Genomic DNA, 15175 nt, shown 5'->3' on the forward strand with positions numbered 1-15175 from the left:
CCGATGGTTGGAAACCGGCGGATGGCTCTTGCCGTCGCCCTGTTTGTCGTCGTCGCCGCATGCAGCGGGCCGCGCACCCAGCGCGCGGATGTTGATCAGGCCGCGGTTGAGCGGGAGCGCCAGCTACAGGCCGAACTGGCCCTGAATGCGTTGTACGACCACACCCGGCGGCTGGCCGATGTAGCCTTTGCCATTCGCCACAACGCGGCGGCGCTGTGTGGAACCGCGACTGAAGCTTATTTCGGCCTCAGCGTACAAACCCGCCATGCCTTCGAGGCCCCCATGCGAAGGGCCGCAGAGACGCTGTTCGCGGCGGATGACCGCCTGCGGGTCTGGACCGTGGCGGCAGGCTCGCCGGCGGGCCGCGCGGGCCTCTTGCCCGGCGATGTCATCATGTCTGTGAACGATACGGAAATCCCCAGTGGAACGGCGGCGATTTCTACATTTATCGGTGCTCTCGACGCCTATTCGTCCGACACCGGTGATGGGCCCGTATCGGTGGTTTTTGATCGCGCCGATGTGGGCCTGCGCCGTGCGGAAATGGTTCCGGTCACGGCCTGCGCCTATCCGGCCGAACTGCTGGTCAGCGATGAAATCAATGCCTTTGCGGACGGTCAGCACATCGTGGTCACCACCGGGATGATGAACTTCCTGCGCGACGACACGGAGTTGGCCACAATTGTCGGGCACGAACTGGCCCATAATGTCATGGGCCATGTGGAAGCCCGTCAGACCAATGCGCTGGGAGGCCTCTTCTTTGACCTGCTGGCGGCGGGACTGGGGGTCAATACCCAGGGTGCGTTCTCCCAGATGGCGGCGCAGGCCTATTCGCAGGACTTTGAGCTGGAGGCAGACTATGTGGGCCTCTATGCACTGGCTCTGGCCGGCTATGATTATGAGCGGGCGCCCAACATCTGGCGCCAGATCGCGATCCTCAATCCTGACAGCATAACCATTGGCCGCAGCCATCCGACCACCGCCGAGCGTTTCATCGGACTGGAGAACACGGTAGCGGAACTCAATCAGAAGATCGCGTCCGGCCTGCCGCTTGAGCCCGAAATCAAGAGCGGATCCGGCTTCGGCGATGGCTCCGCCAACACCAACTCCCGTTGAGGATCTGGACTCAGGTCAGGGTCAGAATCCGCCGGCGGGCCGCGGTTCATAGGGCGCTTCCAGCGCGGCACACTCTTCGTCCGTCAGGGCGACGCCGACGGCGGCGACAGCCTGGTCCAGGTGTTCCGGTTTGGTGACGCCGATGATGGGGGCGGTCAGGCCGGGCCTGGACAGCAGCCACGCCAGCGCCACCTGGGTCGGCGTCAGGCCGCGTTGCCGCGCGATCTCCTCTGCCGCATGGACGATGGCGTAGTCGCAGTCACGGTTGTAGGTCTGTAGAGTCCACGGATCATTGCGGGCGCGCAGCGTATCGCCGCCGTCCTGGCGATGACGGTTGCGGGCGAAGAAGCCGCGCGCCAGCGGGCTCCACGGAACAAGTCCGATGCCGCGGTCGAGGCACAGCGGGTTCATCTCGCGCTCATCCTCGCGATAGACCAGGTTGTAGTGGCTCTGCATGGAGACGAAGCGGGCCCAACCATTGCGCTCCGAGACGTGGAGCGCGTTGTGAAACTGCCAGGCGAACATGGAGCTGGCGCCGATATAGCGCACCTTGCCGGCGCGAACGATGTCGTTGAGCGCCTCCAGGGTTTCCTCGATCGGGGTCTCCGGATCCCAGCGGTGGATCTGGTAGAGGTCCACATAGTCGGTGCCGAGCCGGCGCAGGGAGTTATCTATCGAGTCCATGATGCGCTTGCGCGACAAGCCCCTGTCATTCGGTCCGTCGCCCATGGGATTGCCGACCTTGGTGGCGATGACAAGCCGGTCGCGTGGCGCCAGGGCTTTCAGGGCGCGGCCGGTGATCTCTTCGCTAACACCGCGGGAATATATGTCCGCCGTGTCGAAGAAGTTGATTCCCGCCTCCCAGGCCTGGCGGTAGAACGGCTGTGCCGCTGCTTCGTCCAGCACCCAGCCGGCGTATATCTTCGGATCGCCATAGGACATGGTGCCAAGGCACAGACGCGATACCTTGAGGCCGCTGGCACCGAGGCGAACATAGTCCATGGCAGGCTCCCGTGTAGCGGACCGGCGGCCAGTCTAGCGGCTGGCCGCAGTGCGCCAAGAGCCGGCGCACAGCCTTGCCGGCCGGTCGGCCGCAGCCCAGAGTCCGGCGCTAACGGCTGATGCCCCGCCCGACCGGACAAGGGGGCCGCCGGAACAGGGGGAAGGCCATGACCACTGAACTGCTTTATCTGACCCTGACCGCCGGACTGGCGGCCTTATTGTGGATTCCACAGGTGCTGGGCATCGTCGCCCAGAACGGCATGATCTCGGCCGAGGATTTTCGCCAGGCCACTGAAAAGCCAGTGACCGGCTGGGCCCAGCGGGCCAAACGAGTCCATCTCAACATGGTGGAGAACCTGGCGCCCTTCGCGGTGCTGGTGATTGTCGCCCATCTGAGCGGCCAGACCAGCGCCACCACGGCGCTGTGGGTGCAGGTGTTCTTCTGGGCGCGGCTGGCTCACGCGGCAGTGCTGTATGCGGGTATTCCGTATCTCCGGACCCTGGCGTTCAGCGCCGGATTTGTCGCCCAGATCGTCATTTTCCTGGCGATTGTCTTCTAGACGCCCCGGTCCGGAAGGACCGGTCAGAGGTCGAGGCTGGCGGCGCGGCCGACCAGATGCACGGTCAGGGGACGGGTGCGTCCCCTGACCTCCGCCTCGGCGGTGTCGTGGCCGGTCAGATCGAGTCCGCCGGCGCGGCTGACATCTTCCGACAGTATGAGTTCGCAGCCATAGCTCTTGGTCATGCTTTCCAGGCGGCTGGCGGTATTGACCGTATCGCCGATGGCGGTGAGGGAGATCGTCTCGCCATAGCCCAGTTCGCCAACAATGACCGGGCCATGGTGCAGGCCGATGCCCATGCGCAGCGGCTGCGACAGGTCGTCGGCCAGGTCCTGGTTGAGGGTGGCAAGAGCGGCACCCATGGCGCAGGCGGCGGCGGCCGCCTGACGGGCGCCCAGCGCCGGATCGCCGGTGACCCCGAACAGCGCCATGATCCCGTCTCCGATAAACTTGTCCACAATTCCTCCTGCGTTTTCAATGGCTTCACCCATTGACCGGAAGTAGCGATTGAGGACGAAAACAACATCATAGGGGAGGCGGTTCTCGCTGAACCGGGTAAACTCGCGGAGATCAGCGAAGAGCACGGTGACGTCACGTTCGACGCCGTGACGGGCAGCGCTGCCTGGTGCGGCGTCGGCCGGTGAGGCGGTGGGCGGCAACAGGGGGGCGATGGCCACGTCGCCGCGCGGCCGCGCCTGGCAGGCGAGCCGTACGCCGGGCGGTGCGAAGACACGTTGCAGGACCGCCTGTTCGTGGCTGTCCGGCGGCGACAGATTGTCCTGGCCGTCGTCCACCCGCACCCGGCAGGTGGAGCAGCGGCCGCGGCCGCCGCAAACGCTGGCATGGGGAATGGCGAATTGCCGGCTGATGTCCAGCAGGGTCGGGCCCGGCGCCACCTGGACGGAGCGGCCGGACGGGTAGCGCACCCGGATCAGGCCGCGCCGGCGCTCGTTCAGGCGGCGGACACCGCGCGCGACGAAAGGCACCAGCAGCAGCACCGCCATGACCGCCAGGGCCAGATTGTGCGCGTCATAGAGGGTGCGGACCTGCGCCGCGTCCGGTGGATTGGCGGCGGCGGCCAGACCCTGCAACCAGGCCGGATCTTCCGCCAGCCGCGCCACAGCCTGGCCGCCGGCGACGAAGCCGGCGAGTGCGGCTGCCGGCACCAGCAGGGCCAGGCCGTAGAGCCAGGCGATGTGGCGGCGATACCAGGGCCGGATGCGCAGCCAGAAGTGCAGGCCGAAGCAGGCATGGGCCCAGGCCACCATGAGGACCACCGCCTGCTGGATGCCGTCCATCGGCGACAGTTTCCACAGCACCAGCAGGACATAGGCGTAGCTGTCCTGGGTGGTGAAAAACTCGTGGCTGAGGCGGGTGCCGAATACATGGATGGCCAGCAGGGGCGGGATGAACAGGCCAAGCAGCATCTGCGCCCAGTGCCAGGGTGGCAGGCGCAGGCTGCGGCGGCGGTAGATGGTCGTCAGCGCCAGGCATATGTGAGTGACCATGGCGACCAGCAGCACGGTGGTGCCGGCCCAGCCGCGCCACACCCAGAGAAAGATATGGCGGCCGGCCTCCATCGCCTCCAGGGAAATGAGGCCGAGAGAGTGATTGACACTGTGAAACAGAACAAAGACGAAGAGGACGAGGCCGCTGGCCAGCCTGAGGCGATGTATCATAGCGATTCTGACCCCCTTCGGCTGGCCCTATTGTGGCGCTCGTGTGGCCCCCGGCAAAGACGCCACGGCACGGCGTCATCCGCCGCCGGTTCACATTCAGGGGAGAGGGCGGTTGCAGCAATAGCCACCGGGCCGGCAGGTCATTAAACTTCCGGTGGATTTCGCGGCCCGCACTCGCCGCCCGGTGTCCCCGCCGGCTTTCGTGGGTCGGCCTTCATTGGTGGAGTCTCGCCATGTTCAAGTCCCTGTCTTTCCCGCGCCACAAACTCGCCGCCGCGCTGACCGCCGCCCTGTTGAGTGGCGCCCTGCTGATGGGCACGGCACCGGGTCCGGCCGTCGCCGCCGGTGATGGCGGGCTGAATACCAACACCTCGTCCCTTGCCGGCGATCCCACCTATGTTCAGGCGGTGGCGCTGATCAAGGCCGAGCAGTATGGCCAGGCGATCCCGCTGCTGCAGCAGGTGGTTCAGACGAATCCGACCGAGGCGGACCCGTTTAACTGGCTGGGTTTCGCCATGCGCCAGACCGGGCAGAATGACGACGCCTTCACATACTACTATCGGGCGCTGGAGCTGGACCCCAAGCATACCGGGGCCATGGCCTATCTGGGTGAGCTTTACCTCAAGGTCGGCGATCTTGCCAAAGCGCAGGAGCTGGAACAGCGTCTGGTGGGCGCCTGCCCGTTCGGCTGTTCGCAACTGAACGAGCTGCGCGCCTCCATCGCCAGCTATATGGAGAGCCAGGGCAGCTCTTGAGCCCGCCGCGGCTTAGCCATACGGGAGCAGGCCGACGGAGGCACACCCACGGGCGCAGGCATATGTGGGATACGGGCCGGGGCCGCAGGGGAAACCGCAGCGGCCCTTTTTCCGGACGGGGCTACCGTCGATCAGCGGTTCAGACGGGCCAGGTCATCGGGTGTGTCAACATCGAGACGCACCGCATCGTCGTCCATGGCCACCTCGACCACATGGTCAGGATACCGGCGCAGCACGGCGCGCGCCCCGCGGTCGCCGTCCAGCGCCATGATCTGGCTGAAATAGGCGCGGGCGAAAAGCACCGGATTGCCCCATTCGCCGTTGCGGGTGGGGACGCAGATGGAACGGTCCTCCGCCGGATCAAAAGCGGCCAGCAGGCGGGCCACATGACCGGCCCTGACCCGTGGCATATCACCCAGCAGAACCACCACGCCGTCAGCCGAGTCCGGTAGCGCCGCCAGCCCGGCGCGGAGAGATGAGGCGAGGCCGCTGGCATAGTCCGGGTTGGTGACGATACGCGCCGGGCTGTGCGCCACGGCCGCTTCCACCGCCTCGGCCTGATGGCCGGTGACGACTATGACCGGGTCACAGCCGGCCTCTGTGGCCGCTTGCACCGCGTGGCTCACCAGAGGCCGGCCGCCGCTGGCCGCCAGCAGCTTGTTGGTGTCGCCCATGCGGCTGGAGCGGCCGGCGGCGAGGACGATGGCCGCCACCTGTGGCACCTCCGCCGCCGCGGCTGCTGACCGGGCCTGGCCGGCCGCGCCGCCGGGCGCACCCCGTCCGCTGCGCGGCTGCGGTCGCTCGCCGGTTTCCTTGAGCAAGCCGCCGACACCCATGGTCATGAGGTCGCTGCCGCTCAGTTCGAGGCCGGCGGCCAGCCGTTGCAGCGCCCAGTCAATTCCGTTGAGCGCCGGCGAGCGGGCACAACCTGGCAGGCCAAGGACAGGGAGGCCGTCGAGGCGCGCCAGCAGCAACAGATTTCCCGGGTCCACCGGCATACCGAAATGGAGAATCCGGCCACCGGCGCGGGTGATGCCGTCGGGTACCACGTCGCGGCGGTCGGTGATGGCCGACGCACCGGAGACCATCAGCAAGGTGGCGCCGGCCTGGCGCAGGGCCCCCAGTTCGGCGGCGATGGCCGTCGGATCATGATTGCAACGGCGGTCCGGCAGCAAAACGCCGCCGAGATCGGACATGCGCTGGCCGAGCGTCCGAGCGGTCTTGTCGAGGATCGAGTCCTTGAGGCCAGGCAGTCGGGTCTGGATCAGCCCGGCGACCAGCGGTCGGAACGGCGCATGGCCGATGGCCCGGTGAGGGGCGCTGGCGGCGATGCGCTCCCACCGGTCGAGCGCGGCGCGCGGCGCGGCGAAGGGAATGATCTTGACGGTGGCCAGCAACTGGCCGGGGCTGACCGCAGCGAAGGGTTGCAGGGTGGCGACGGTGAGCGATTCATCAATGGCGTTCAAGCGGTCCACCAGAGCCCGATCAACGGTGATCAGACCGGCCGTCGGCGCCACCAGATTGACCCGGCCAGTGAAGGGGGCGGTGACAGTGATAGTGGGGCCGGCCAGGGCCGCGGCGGCGCGAGCGGCGGCGGCGTCTTCCGCCACATCGCCGTCTTGCAGGCGGGCAACCATCAGATGGGTGTGGCCGGCGGCGGCGAGAATGGCGATGTCGTCGGCCGACAGCAGCCGGCCCTTGCGGAACTGGCCGCTGGCGTGGCCGGCCAACCGCGTGGAATGAGCGAGGATGGCGCCGGCGCACTCGGCCACCGGCAGCGAGTCGAAGATCATGACGCGGCGGCCGGGGTCGCAGACGCTGCCTGCGGGCCGGCAACCGGGACGCCGCCGCGGCGCACGGCGGTGATCTCGGCCAGGATCGAAACTGCGATCTCGGCCGGCGAGCGGGCGGCGATGGCCAGACCGATGGGCGCATGGATGCGGTCAAGCTGGGCCGCGGTCAGACCCTCGGCGGCCAGCCGCTCGCGCCGTTTGGCGTGGGTCCGGCGGCTGCCCAGGGCGCCGATATAGAAAGCCGGTCCGGGGCAGGCGACACGCAGGGCGGGATCGTCAATCTTCGGATCATGGGTCAGGACGGCGATGGCGGTGCCGCTGTCCGGTGGCGAGTTGCGCAGCACATCATCGGGCCAGGCCACCTGCAGATCACAGTCGGGAAAGCGCGCGTGCGTCGCGAAGGCGCCCCGCGGGTCGATGATCTGGACCGCATAGCCGGCGAGACGCGCCATGGGCGCCAGGGCCTGGGCGATATGAACGGCGCCGACGATGACCAGGCGTCGCGGCAGGGCATAGACATGGACGAACAGGCGAGGACCGTCACCACCTGGGCTGGCGGCCTCGCGCAGCAGGCCGGAGGCCTCTCCGGCCAGCATGGCCCGGGACTCGGCGATTTGCGCCGCGTCCAAAGACAGGGAGCCGGTGACAGAGTCGGCGGTGACCAGAGCCTGCGCCCCGTCGTTGAGATCGGTGACGGTGGCAACCGGCCGCTTGCGGCGGCCGGCCGCGACGATGGCGTCGAACAGGGCCGCCTTCATGAGTCGAGCCGCTCCACAAACACCTGGACGCGGCCGCCGCAGGCGAGGCCCACCGCCCAGGCGTCGTCATCGCTGACACCGAAGTCGAGAAGCTCGACGCCGCCCTGACGGATAATCCGTTGCGCCGTTTCCACCACCGCGCCTTCGATGCAGCCACCGGACACCGAGCCGACGAAGTTGCCGTGTTCATCCACCGCCAACTGGCTGCCGACCGGCCGGGGCGATGAGCCCCATGTGCTGACCACAGTGGCCAGGGCAACGCCCAGGCCGGCGGCGCGCCAGCGGGCGGCGACGGCAATCGGATCGCCTGGTGCGGGGTCCATAGCCGGTGCGGGGGCTGGCGGGGGGTCGCTCTGGCTCATGGGATGGCGGCTTTCATGTCAGGCGGCAGTTCGGGCGCAAGCGCGGCGGAACGGGGTTCGAAGCGACGCGGCGCCGGCCGTGACAGGTAGCGGGCCAGCGCCTCCAGACTCTTCAGATTGTGCACCGGCTGCCAATCGTCAACATGGCGGGCAATGACGGCCGCGCCTGTGGAGCGCGGTTCATAGGCCGCATAGCGCAGCAACGGGTTCAGCCAGATAAGACGGCGGGAAGAGCGGTGCAGCCGTTCCATTTCACGCTCCATGCCGGTGGCGCCTTCACGATCCAGGCCGTCGGTGATGAACAGAACCATCGCCCCTTGTGTCAGCACCCGCCGCGACCAGGTGCGGTTGAAGTCGGCCAGGGCGGCACCGATACGGGTGCCGCCCTCCCAGTCGGTGACGACGGTGGCTACCCGGTCAAGGGCCACTTCCAGGTCGCGCTGACGCAGCAGTCGGCTGATATTGGTCAGGCGGGTAGCGAAGACAAAGCTGTGAACCCGGTCGCGGTCGCTGGTGATCGCGTGCATGAAATGCAGCGCCATTTCGGTATAGCGGCTCATGGAGCCGGAAATGTCGCAGACCACCACGATCGGCGGCGGTCTGAGACGACGGCGGCGGCGACGGAACAGAATGAGATCGCCACCGGCGCGCAGGCTGGCGCGCAAACTGGCGCGGGCATGGATGGGTCCGCGCGTTGCCGGCTGGTGGCGGCGGGTGGCCACCTGCCACGGGTCAAGGGAAAGGCGGGCGATGGCCCGCCGCGCGGCGGAAAGTTCCGCCTCGGTCATGGACTCGAAATCCTTGTCGTTCAGGCTTTCTTCGGCGGTGTGGCCTGGCGGACCATCGCTGTCCTTCTGGTCGCTGACCTGCTTGACCCGGTTGGCCGTGGCCTGGCCAAGGCCAAGCCCTTCGGCGACACGTCGGCTGATGGCTTCTGACCCGGCTTCGTCAACGGCGCCCTGAGGGCCGAAGGCAAGGGCCAGAATGGAGTCGCGCAGACCAGGATCACGCCAGAAGACGCGAAACGCCTGATCAAAAATCTCATGCTCCGGCCGGCGGTGGACCAGTACCGCGTGCAGCGCCCAGTAGAGATCCTCGCGCCGTTCGAGGCCGACCGCCTGGACGGCGCGCTGGGCGTCGAGCATCTGGCCCGGCCCGACGGCCAGACCCGCCGCGCGCAAGGCGCGAACAAAGGCAATGAAATTGCGGGCGATCTGGCCGGCCTGGTCGCCGGCGTCATTGTCGCCGGGCCCGCCGGGCCCGCCGGCGCCGCCGGAGCCAGGATGGCCCTCAGGCGGGCTGGCTGCGGAGCTCATCCAGGATGCGGGCGGCTTCGCTACCCTGCACCCGCGCCAGATCGTCCTGGTACTTGAGCAGGACGCCAAGGGTGGAGTCGACCGTGGCGGTATCCAGCGCCGTAGCGTCGAGGGCAGCGAGCGCGTTGGCCCAGTCAATGGTTTCAGCCACACCCGGCAGCTTGAACAGGTCCATGTCACGCAGCCGCTGAACGAAGGCGACCACCTGGCGGCTGAGGTCCGCCGCCACGTCCGGCGCCTTGACGTGCAATATGTCCAGTTCACGGGCGGCGGTCGGATAGTCTATCCAGTGATAGAAGCAGCGCCGCTTCAGCGCGTCGTGGATTTCGCGGGTCCGGTTTGAGGTGATGATGACGATGGGTGGCTTCTCCGCCCGGATGGTGCCGACCTCGGGAATGGTCACCTGCCAGTCAGACAGGACTTCCAGCAGATAGGCCTCGAACGGCTCGTCCGTGCGATCCAGTTCATCGATCAGCAGCACCGGCGGGCCGGCCAGGTCCGGCTCCAGCGCATCGAGCAGAGGCCGCTTGATCAGGTAGTGGGGCGAGAAGATGTCGCTGGTGATCATATCGCGGTCACGGTCGCCGGTGGCCTCGGCAACGCGAATGGCGATCATCTGCGCCGCATAGTTCCACTCATAGACGGCGGCATTGACGTCGAGGCCTTCATAGCACTGCAACCGGATGAGGCGGCGGCCCAGGGTCGTGCTCAGAACCTTGGCGATTTCGGTCTTGCCGACACCGGCCTCGCCCTCCAGAAACAGAGGGCGGCCAAGCGCCAGGGACAGGTAGAGGACCGTCGCCAGACTGCGGTCGGCCACATAGTCACCGCCCGACAACAGGTCGCCGGTGGCGTCAACCGATGCCGGCAGTGCGATCATGCGGAGGGGGGCCGGACGGCGGGTCGGCTCACGCCGCGGCCACGGCGCGGCCGGCCATGACCGAGACGAGATGGGCTCGATAGTCCGCCGCCGCATGGATATCGCTGTTGAGGCCGTCAGCGGATACCGCGACGGCGCGCACGGCGTCAGCCGACCATGATGCCGCCAGCGCCTGTTCCATGGCCGTCTGGCGAAAGACACAAGCGGCGGCGCCGGTCACCGCCACGCGCGGGCCGTCGGCGGTCTCCGCCGCCAGGACGCCGACCAGCGCGAACCCCGAGGCCGGTTGGGAGAATTTCTCATAAGCCGCCCGCCTGGGCCGGGGGATGCGAATGGCGGTGAGGATTTCGCCGGGCTCGAGAGCGGTCTCAAACAGGCCGGTGAAGAAATCATCGGCGGCGATTTCGCGACTGTCGGTGACCAGAGTGGCGCCGAGTCCGAGAGCGGCGGCCGGCCAGTCCGCCGCCGGATCGCTGTTGGCCAGCGAGCCACCGATGGTGCCGCGGCTGCGGACCATGGGGTCGGCCACCTGGCGGGCGATGGCGGCAAGCACCGGAACGGCGGCGGCCAGCGCCTTGTCGGTCTCGATCATGGCGTGGGGCGTCATGGCGCCGATGGTCACCGTGCTATCCGTAATGGTGATGCCCACAAGCTCGCCCACCGCCGACAGGTCGATCAGGTCGCTGGGCATGGCCAGTCGCTGCTTGAGGGTCGGCAGCAGGGTCATGCCGCCGGCCAGATAGCTGGCATCGTCGCAGCGGGCGAAGAGGGCGCGGGCGTCTTTTAGCGATGTTGGCCGGTGAAAGGCGAAATCGTGCATTCGGAATCCCCGTTCAGCGGTTCGTGGCGGCCATGGCCTTGATCCCGGCGGCCACGGATTTGACGATGTTGTGGTAGCCGGTACAGCGGCAGAGATTGCCTTTGAGCCAATGGCGGATTGCCGCGTCATCGGCGTCGGGATTGGCCTCGCCCAGGGCCACGGCGCTCATGATCATGCCCGGCGTGCAAAAGCCGCACTGCAGCCCGTGATGCTCGCGGAAGGCAGCCTGCATGGGGTGCAGACCGTCGGTCTCACCGTCCGCCTTCACGCCGTCGGCCAGGCCCTCGATGGTGGTCACTTCGGCGCCGGCGGCCTGCACCGCCAGCATGGTGCAGCTTTTTGTCGGCTTGCCGTCCACATGCACCGTGCAGGCGCCGCACTGGGTCGTGTCGCAGCCCACATGGGTGCCGGTCAATTCCAGCTTTTCGCGCAGCAGTTCAACCAGAAGCGTACGGTTCTCCACTTCCTGGGTAACGGCGCGGCCATTAACGGTCAGCGACACGCTGGGCATGGGCATCCTCTTGCAGACAGTGAAACGGGCAGGCAGTGAAACAGGCAGGCGACACCAGCGGCCGGGCGCGGCCACGGCTGAGGCGTCGATTCGAGCGGCAAGTGTGCGGCGACGCCTGGCGGGCGTCAACCGCCGCCCGCCATACCAGCGCCTTGCGCTAACCGTTGGCGGAGAGCGCGACCACCACCAGAATGGCTATGACCAGCCCGATCAACAGGCCGATCCATACCCGTGGCGACAGGCTGCGCCGGCTGCTGAGGGAGATGGGCGGCGGCACCAGATGATCGGGTTCGGGCACGTGCGGCGGCGGCGCCGTCGGCGCGGCAGCACGCGGCGGGACCGGTTCGCCGACGGTTGCCGCCGTTTCGCTTTCCGCATGGTCGCCGCCGACCACATCGGAAAAGCTCTGAAAAAACTCATTGGCCATTTTCGCGGCGGCGGAATCCACCAGGCGGCTGCCGATCTGGGCCAGCTTGCCGCCGACGCTGGAGGTCACCGTATAGGTCAGGCGGGTCTGACCGTCGTCGGTCTCCGCCAGCTCCACCCGCGCGCTGCCACGGGCGAACCCGGCCGCTGGCGCCTTGCCTTCACCGGTCAGGGTGTAGGCGCGCGGCGGCTCAATATCGCTGAGCGTCACCTTGCCGGTGAACTTGGCGCGGACCGGTCCGATGCGGGCGGCGACGCGGGCGGTAAAGCCGGTCTCGCCGTCGCGCTCCAGGGATTCGCAGCCCGGTATGGCGCGGGCCAGGACAGCCGGGTCGTTGAGGCCCCGCCACACAACCTCGCGCGGTGCCGGAATGATGTATTCTCCGGTCATGTCCATGGCGACACCTGCCTGCGTCATCGTCGCGGATATCGAGGCCAACTGTAGCCGGCCGCGGGCCACAGGCAAACGCGGCTCGCCGCCGGCGGCGTCCGGCGGCGGCACAACAAGACGGGGCGGCGGTGCGGGCGGGCCGCGGGCCATCCTGCCGGGCGCGACTATATGATAGAAAGCGCGGCGGCCTGCCGGCTGCCTGTCGGCCGCCTGTGTGTGCCGGTTCGCCGCCGTTTTCATTCCTGATCCGCCCGGAGCCTGTCCTGATCCGCTATTTCCCAATGTGTCCGCCCCCTGCGTGTCCGCCAGTTCCGGCGGGTCCGTCTTGAGCCGCCGCCGGCCAGGCGCCACGTGGCGCGATACGCTGCGGGCGGATTCCCGCGTTCTCATGAACCTGGCGCGCTATATCTGGCCGGCCGACGCGCCGGCGTTGCGCCTGCGGGTGGTGGCCGCGGTTGTCCTGCTGGTGGCGGCCAAGGGCGCGACGGTGGTGGCGCCGCTGTATTACAAGCAGGCGGTGGATGCGCTGGACGTGCCGGAACTGGCGGTGGTGGTGGTGCCGATCGCCCTGTTCCTGGCCTATGGCGTGGCCCGTTTCCTGTCCCAGGCCTTTGTTGAATTACGCGATGCGGTGTTTGCCCGACCCAGCGAGCGGGCGGTGCGCACCATTGCGCTTGAAGTGTTCCAGCATCTGCACGCCTTGTCGTTGCGCTTTCATCTGGACCGCCAGACCGGCGGTATCAGCCGCGCTATCGAGCGTGGAATCAGGGCCATCGAATATCTGCTGCGCATGGTGCTGTTCTCCATTATCCCGACCTTTCTGGAGATCCTCTTTGTCGCCGGCGTGCTTTTGTACCTCTATGAGCTCAGATTCGCGGTCGTAACGTTCGTCACTCTGGTCGCCTATGTGGTCTTTACTTTCGCAGTGACGGAATGGCGGTTGAAGTTCCGGCGGGCCATGAACCTGATGGACAGTTCCGCCAGCACCAAGGCGATTGACAGCCTGCTCAACTACGAGACGGTCAAGTATTTCGGCAATGAGTTGCATGAGGCGCGACGCTTCGACCGGGCCCGGCGGTCGTATGAGGATGCGGCGGTCAAGAGCAAGTCCAGCCTGTCATTGCTCAATGTGGGCCAGGCGATGATTATCGCCGTCGGCGCGACCGCCCTGATGATCATGGCCGGCTTCGGCGTCGCCGATGGCAGTATGAGCATGGGCGACGTGGTGCTGGTCAATTCCTACATCATTCAGTTGTATATACCGCTGAACGCCCTGGGCTTCGTCTATCGCGAGATGAAGCAGTCGCTGACCGACCTGGAGGATATGTTTTCGCTGGGCGCGGAAGCGCCGGAAATCTCCGATGAAGCCGGCGCGCCGGACCTGGCGCCGGGCGCCGGTGAGGTGCGGTTCGACCATGTGGCGTTCGGCTATGGGCCGGACCGCACGGTGCTGCACGATGTGTCCTTCACGGTGCCGCCGGGCCACACCGTCGCTATCGTCGGACCATCCGGCGCCGGCAAGTCCACCATTTCGCGTCTGCTGTTCCGCTTCTATGACGTCAATAGCGGCGCCATCCGGATTGACGGCCAGGACATTCGGACCGTGCGTCAGGCCAGCCTGCGCCGGGCCATCGGCATCGTTCCCCAGGACACCGTCCTGTTCAACGACTCGATCTATTACAACGTCGCCTATGGCCGGCCGGATGCCAGCCGCGAGGAGGTGGAAGCAGCGGCGAAGCTGGCCCACATCCACGCGTTCATACAAACCCTGCCGGAAGGCTATGACACGGTGGTCGGCGAACGCGGCCTGAAGCTGTCCGGCGGCGAGCGCCAGCGGGTGGCTATTGCCCGGACCATATTGAAGCAGCCCCGCATCCTGCTGTTCGACGAGGCGACCAGCGCGCTGGACACCCACACGGAAAAGGAAATCCAGGAGGCGCTGAAGAGTATTTCGGCCAACCGCACCACTCTGGTCATCGCCCACCGACTGTCCACCATCATCGATGCCGATCGGATCATCGTGCTCAAGGACGGCCACATCGCCGAGCAGGGACGGCACGGCGAGCTGCTGACCCGGCCGGACGGGCTTTATGCGGGCATGTGGCGGCAGCAACAACTGGCCATGGCGCGGGGCGAGGAGGATTTGCGGCAAGTCTCGGTGCGTGACAGTTTCGAGCGGGCGTTTGCGCCAGTTGGCACACCGGTGGGCAGGTCGGGCGCCACCCCGGGGGCACCTCCGCATGGCGCGCCAGAGAGCGAGGAGGAGGAGTCGTGATAGCCCGCAGATATTCCTGGCGGATGGCCCTGCTGGCGATCCTGGCTGTGGGGACGGGGCTGCTTGCGGTGCCGGCCCCGCCGCTGGTGAGCAATGTCGCGTACGGCCAGGATGCCCGCCCCTGTCCGGCTTCAAGCGTGGAGTTTGGCGCCACCCGGTTGCAGATCGAATCGCCGTTGCGCCGCCATGACTTCTCGGTCGAACTTGCGGACTCGCCGGAACAGCGCGCCCGCGGCCTGATGTGCCGGACCGAGGTGGCGGCTGATGGCGGCATGCTGTTCGACTATGGCTGGCCGCAACGCATCGCCATGTGGATGCGCAATACACTGGTGCCACTGGACATGCTGTTCGTTGACGAGACCGGCCGCATCTTTGTGGTGGTGCGCAATGCCACCCCCCTGTCGGAGACGGTGATTGATCCGGGCGGCCCGGTCCGCGCGGTGATCGAGTTGCGGGGCGGCACTGTTGATCGCCTGGATATCCGGCGCGGCGACAAGGTGAACCACCCGATCTTCGGCCGGCCGCTGCAGTAGG

General features: G+C 67.2%; 15 protein-coding genes. 5 read left to right on the top strand and 10 right to left on the bottom strand.

Annotated features, from left to right (window positions below; translation table 11 throughout):
* The first annotated feature begins 21 nt into the window (after positions 1-21).
* The gene (locus RIE31_09715) at positions 22-1113 is read left to right on the top strand and encodes a M48 family metallopeptidase (protein ID MEQ8640863.1); all 1092 of its coding nucleotides are present in this window, start codon (positions 22-24) and stop codon (positions 1111-1113) included.
* Positions 1114-1134: 21 nt separating this feature from the next.
* Here the strand turns inward: RIE31_09715 and RIE31_09720 are convergent, their stop codons facing one another.
* The gene (locus RIE31_09720) at positions 1135-2115 is read right to left on the bottom strand and encodes an aldo/keto reductase (GenBank protein ID MEQ8640864.1); all 981 of its coding nucleotides are present in this window, start codon (positions 2113-2115) and stop codon (positions 1135-1137) included.
* 167 nt (positions 2116-2282) lie between these two features.
* Here RIE31_09720 and RIE31_09725 point away from each other — a divergent pair, with 167 nt between their 5' ends.
* Positions 2283-2675 carry an MAPEG family protein gene (locus tag RIE31_09725; protein MEQ8640865.1) on the top strand — a complete coding sequence of 131 codons (393 nt, stop codon included), beginning with the start codon at positions 2283-2285 and terminating at the stop codon, positions 2673-2675.
* A gap of 23 nt (positions 2676-2698) precedes the next feature.
* Here RIE31_09725 and RIE31_09730 read toward each other — a convergent pair whose 3' ends face one another.
* The gene (locus RIE31_09730) at positions 2699-4354 is read right to left on the bottom strand and encodes an adenylate/guanylate cyclase domain-containing protein (GenBank protein MEQ8640866.1); all 1656 of its coding nucleotides are present in this window, start codon (positions 4352-4354) and stop codon (positions 2699-2701) included.
* A 233-nt stretch (positions 4355-4587) separates the two neighbouring features.
* Here RIE31_09730 and RIE31_09735 point away from each other — a divergent pair, with 233 nt between their 5' ends.
* A complete protein-coding gene (locus tag RIE31_09735; GenBank protein MEQ8640867.1) occupies positions 4588-5109 on the top strand; it encodes a tetratricopeptide repeat protein in 522 nt (173 codons plus the stop codon).
* 131 nt (positions 5110-5240) lie between these two features.
* Here the strand turns inward: RIE31_09735 and RIE31_09740 are convergent, their stop codons facing one another.
* The 8 genes from RIE31_09740 to RIE31_09775 form a co-directional block, all read right to left on the bottom strand.
* Positions 5241-6902: a molybdopterin-binding/glycosyltransferase family 2 protein gene (locus tag RIE31_09740; protein MEQ8640868.1), complete on the bottom strand. Its 1662-nt coding sequence runs from the start codon at positions 6900-6902 to the stop codon at positions 5241-5243.
* Positions 6899-7660 carry an XdhC family protein gene (locus RIE31_09745; GenBank protein MEQ8640869.1) on the bottom strand — a complete coding sequence of 254 codons (762 nt, stop codon included), beginning with the start codon at positions 7658-7660 and terminating at the stop codon, positions 6899-6901. Before RIE31_09745 ends, RIE31_09740 begins: the two co-directional genes overlap by 4 nt.
* A complete protein-coding gene (locus tag RIE31_09750) occupies positions 7657-7983 on the bottom strand; it encodes an XdhC family protein (protein ID MEQ8640870.1) in 327 nt (108 codons plus the stop codon). Before RIE31_09750 ends, RIE31_09745 begins: the two co-directional genes overlap by 4 nt.
* 35 nt (positions 7984-8018) lie before the next feature.
* The gene (locus RIE31_09755; GenBank protein ID MEQ8640871.1) at positions 8019-9338 is read right to left on the bottom strand and encodes a VWA domain-containing protein; all 1320 of its coding nucleotides are present in this window, start codon (positions 9336-9338) and stop codon (positions 8019-8021) included.
* Positions 9313-10218 carry a MoxR family ATPase gene (locus RIE31_09760; protein ID MEQ8640872.1) on the bottom strand — a complete coding sequence of 302 codons (906 nt, stop codon included), beginning with the start codon at positions 10216-10218 and terminating at the stop codon, positions 9313-9315. Before RIE31_09760 ends, RIE31_09755 begins: the two co-directional genes overlap by 26 nt.
* A 28-nt stretch (positions 10219-10246) precedes the next feature.
* Complete coding sequence (locus RIE31_09765; GenBank protein ID MEQ8640873.1) at positions 10247-11038, bottom strand: FAD binding domain-containing protein; 792 nt, start codon at positions 11036-11038, stop codon at positions 10247-10249.
* Between the two features lie 13 nt (positions 11039-11051).
* Complete coding sequence (locus tag RIE31_09770) at positions 11052-11549, bottom strand: (2Fe-2S)-binding protein (protein ID MEQ8640874.1); 498 nt, start codon at positions 11547-11549, stop codon at positions 11052-11054.
* Positions 11550-11706: 157 nt separating this feature from the next.
* Positions 11707-12372, bottom strand: a complete 666-nt coding sequence (locus tag RIE31_09775) for a carbon monoxide dehydrogenase subunit G (protein MEQ8640875.1) — start codon at positions 12370-12372, stop codon at positions 11707-11709.
* Positions 12373-12754: 382 nt separating this feature from the next.
* Between RIE31_09775 and RIE31_09780 the strand changes: the two genes are divergently transcribed.
* Together RIE31_09780 and RIE31_09785 are read left to right on the top strand one after the other, a co-directional pair.
* The gene (locus RIE31_09780) at positions 12755-14641 is read left to right on the top strand and encodes an ABC transporter ATP-binding protein/permease (protein ID MEQ8640876.1); all 1887 of its coding nucleotides are present in this window, start codon (positions 12755-12757) and stop codon (positions 14639-14641) included.
* Entirely contained in the window at positions 14638-15174 is a 537-nt protein-coding gene (locus RIE31_09785; protein ID MEQ8640877.1) for a DUF192 domain-containing protein, read from the top strand. Before RIE31_09780 ends, RIE31_09785 begins: the two co-directional genes overlap by 4 nt.
* Position 15175 lies beyond the last annotated feature (1 nt).

Source organism: Alphaproteobacteria bacterium (assembly GCA_040218575.1).
Lineage (GTDB): Bacteria > Pseudomonadota > Alphaproteobacteria > JAVJRE01 > JAVJRE01 > JAVJRE01.

Excerpts from the sequence above, each read along its gene's own strand:
- RIE31_09715 (MEQ8640863.1), top strand. The coding sequence starts at position 22 with ATGGCTCTTGCCGTCGCCCTGTTTGTCGTCGTCGCCGCATGCAGCGGG.
- RIE31_09720 (MEQ8640864.1), bottom strand. The coding sequence starts at position 2,115 with ATGGACTATGTTCGCCTCGGTGCCAGCGGCCTCAAGGTATCGCGTCTG.
- RIE31_09725 (MEQ8640865.1), top strand. The coding sequence starts at position 2,283 with ATGACCACTGAACTGCTTTATCTGACCCTGACCGCCGGACTGGCGGCC.
- RIE31_09730 (MEQ8640866.1), bottom strand. The coding sequence starts at position 4,354 with ATGATACATCGCCTCAGGCTGGCCAGCGGCCTCGTCCTCTTCGTCTTT.
- RIE31_09735 (MEQ8640867.1), top strand. The coding sequence starts at position 4,588 with ATGTTCAAGTCCCTGTCTTTCCCGCGCCACAAACTCGCCGCCGCGCTG.
- RIE31_09740 (MEQ8640868.1), bottom strand. The coding sequence starts at position 6,902 with ATGATCTTCGACTCGCTGCCGGTGGCCGAGTGCGCCGGCGCCATCCTC.
- RIE31_09745 (MEQ8640869.1), bottom strand. The coding sequence starts at position 7,660 with ATGAAGGCGGCCCTGTTCGACGCCATCGTCGCGGCCGGCCGCCGCAAG.
- RIE31_09750 (MEQ8640870.1), bottom strand. The coding sequence starts at position 7,983 with ATGGACCCCGCACCAGGCGATCCGATTGCCGTCGCCGCCCGCTGGCGC.
- RIE31_09755 (MEQ8640871.1), bottom strand. The coding sequence starts at position 9,338 with ATGAGCTCCGCAGCCAGCCCGCCTGAGGGCCATCCTGGCTCCGGCGGC.
- RIE31_09760 (MEQ8640872.1), bottom strand. The coding sequence starts at position 10,218 with ATGATCGCACTGCCGGCATCGGTTGACGCCACCGGCGACCTGTTGTCG.
- RIE31_09765 (MEQ8640873.1), bottom strand. The coding sequence starts at position 11,038 with ATGCACGATTTCGCCTTTCACCGGCCAACATCGCTAAAAGACGCCCGC.
- RIE31_09770 (MEQ8640874.1), bottom strand. The coding sequence starts at position 11,549 with ATGCCCAGCGTGTCGCTGACCGTTAATGGCCGCGCCGTTACCCAGGAA.
- RIE31_09775 (MEQ8640875.1), bottom strand. The coding sequence starts at position 12,372 with ATGGACATGACCGGAGAATACATCATTCCGGCACCGCGCGAGGTTGTG.
- RIE31_09780 (MEQ8640876.1), top strand. The coding sequence starts at position 12,755 with ATGAACCTGGCGCGCTATATCTGGCCGGCCGACGCGCCGGCGTTGCGC.